The sequence below is a fragment of the Mycolicibacterium agri genome (genome assembly GCF_002553505.1).
In the GTDB taxonomy this organism is placed as follows: Bacteria; Actinomycetota; Actinomycetes; order Mycobacteriales; family Mycobacteriaceae; genus Mycobacterium; species Mycobacterium agri.
In genome coordinates this window covers 1-2,335 of the sequence record NZ_PDCP01000185.1, presented here as the reverse complement: position 1 = coordinate 2,335, position 2,335 = coordinate 1, and the positions used below count along the sequence as shown (strand labels likewise).

General features: G+C 64.5%; 1 protein-coding gene. It reads right to left on the bottom strand.

Going from position 1 to position 2,335, the window contains the following annotated elements; genetic code table 11:
* Window positions 1–185: 185 nt before the first annotated feature.
* The gene (gene ltrA, locus CQY20_RS33580; RefSeq protein ID WP_308494436.1) at window positions 186–1,634 is read right to left on the bottom strand and encodes a group II intron reverse transcriptase/maturase; all 1,449 of its coding nucleotides are present in this window, start codon (window positions 1,632–1,634) and stop codon (window positions 186–188) included.
* Window positions 1,635–2,335 lie beyond the last annotated feature (701 nt).

Genomic DNA, 2,335 nt, shown 5'->3' with positions numbered 1-2,335 from the left:
CAGCCGACGATCATCCGCGAGTAGGCATCGACGATGAAGCACACGTAAGCCACTCCGGCCCAGGTCGGCACGAACGTGTAGGGGTCGGCCCGGGGCGCCCTGTCAGCTTTGCAGCTGGTGGGTTTCCCCGGCCCGCCCTCCGAACCGGACGTGCCCATTCCTGAGCATCCGGCTCTCCATTTGATTCATGCCGCTGGGGTGCTCGCCCAAATGTTGGGGATGCGGGTTCCTCGGTAGCGGTACCGGGTCACGGGGACCGTGGGTGCGCGGAAGAACTCGATGCCCTCCGCCGCGATATGCCACCCGGGCAGATAGCGGCGGATCACGGTGTGCACGTTGAGTTTGGGGTGGCGTTTCTTCAGCCAGCCGACGATCCGCCAGAAGGCGAAGTGGTCGACGTAGGAGAAGGTCCGCTTGGACACCCCATGCTGGAAGTACGTGCACCAGCCTCTGATGGCCGGGTTGAGCCGACGCAGCAGATCTGCGAGCGTGCGATGGGCGTTCCGACGGGTCAGGAGTCTGATCTTGTCCTTGATCGAAGCAACGGACTTCTTCGATGGATAGGTGTAGACCGTCTTCTTGATCCCGCCGCGTCCTTGCCAGGTCCGGCGCTGGATGCGCCAGCCCAGGAAGTCGAACCCGTCCTCGATATGGGTCAGGTGGGTCTTTTCCTCCGACAGGCGCAGGCCCATCGGAGTCAGCACTGCGGCTACCTCGCCGAATAACGCTTCAGCCTCGGCGCGGGATCCGCGGACGAGGACGACGAAGTCGTCGGCGTAGCGGATGAGCTTCATCGTCGCGCCCCCGGCGCGCAGATGCTTGGCGCGTGTCCAGTACGGTCCGAGCGCTTCCCATTTCGCGGCGAAGTGCTCGTCGAGCACGGACAAGGCGATGTTGGCCAGCAGCGGTGAGAGGATCCCGCCTTGCGGGGTGCCGGTGTGGGTGCCCCTGTTGATGCCGTCCTCGGACAGGACGCCGGACTTCAGGAACGAGCGGATCAACGCCAGAACACGTTTGTCGACGACCCGATGTCGCACCCGTTCCATCAGAGCGGTGTGGTCGATCTCGTCGAAGCACGCCTTGATGTCACCTTCGAACACCCACTCATAGGAGCGGTTTCCCGTTGTGAAGTAGTGAATCTCGGCGATCGCGTCCTGGGCTCGTCGTCGAGGCCGGAACCCGTAAGAACTGGGTTGAAAGTCAGCCTCGAAGATCGGCTCCAGCACCAGCTTCAGGGACGCCTGAACGATCCGATCGGTCATCGTCGGAATCCCCAGCGAGCGAGTCTTCCCGTTCGCCTTCGGAATCCGACGCTCTCGCACCGGAAGCGGCGTGAACTGTCCGGACTTCACCTGTTGGCGAAGCTCGGCGAGCATCCCAGTCACATCCTCGGTGGGGACACTGCGGGGCACGACCCCGTCCACACCGGCTGTGCGACCGCCCTTATTTCCCCGTACCCGATCCCACGCCGCCAGCAGGAACGCGGGATCGTGCACGAGGTTGAACACATCATCGAACCGACGGCCGGGATCGGCCGACGCCCAACGGTGCAGCTTCGTCTGCATCGCAAGTACCCGGTGCCACGCCCACATCGTGTCAACGACATCGGCAGGCCACGAATCACCCGTATTCACCGGTGACTCCTTCACACGCATCGGTTGCTGCGCAATCAAACTGAGCCCCTTCGCCCTGTGACCGGCTTTCCCGGCCTCCGACTACTACGAGCTCTCCGCCCCCTGCCGCCGGCATCAGTCGGCGACGGACCTTCCCCCGTGCGCCGGGCTGGTTGCCCGGCACCACAAGGGACCCGCGGCAAGGTTCCCGCGTTCACTGTTGACCGTTCGACGGGACCGGCATCCAGCTATGCCCCTGCACCATCGCCATGACTACGCCGCAGGCCTTCACCATGGCCTCCCGGATCGACGACATTCTCCAATCCACGAGTTCCCCACCGGCACAGCAGAGATCGCTGTGCCGGTGGGTGCGCGGTGCGACCCAGCCCATGTCCGCCAGGTTCGGGGCTGGTGGGTGCACTTGAGGGGCGTTCAGACACTGGTTCCTCACGTATGCCTCTCCGTCTTGCTAGCCGAGCCCGCACCATCTGGCAGTTCTGGTACGACTCGTCGTTGTCAGGGCTGCTGTCCACCCTCACCCCCGTCCCGGGGATCAGGCTGCCCTCAGCTTCAACCCGCTGCTGCGACAGCGGGAACGTGATGGTCTCTCACCTCCACTCGGTCAAACAGCGCCTCGCGGCGCACCAGGTCGGTCACCCAGAGCTGGTTCGGTGCGGTCGCGGTGAACTTGCGCTTCACCAGATCCGGGTGACGGGCCGCCG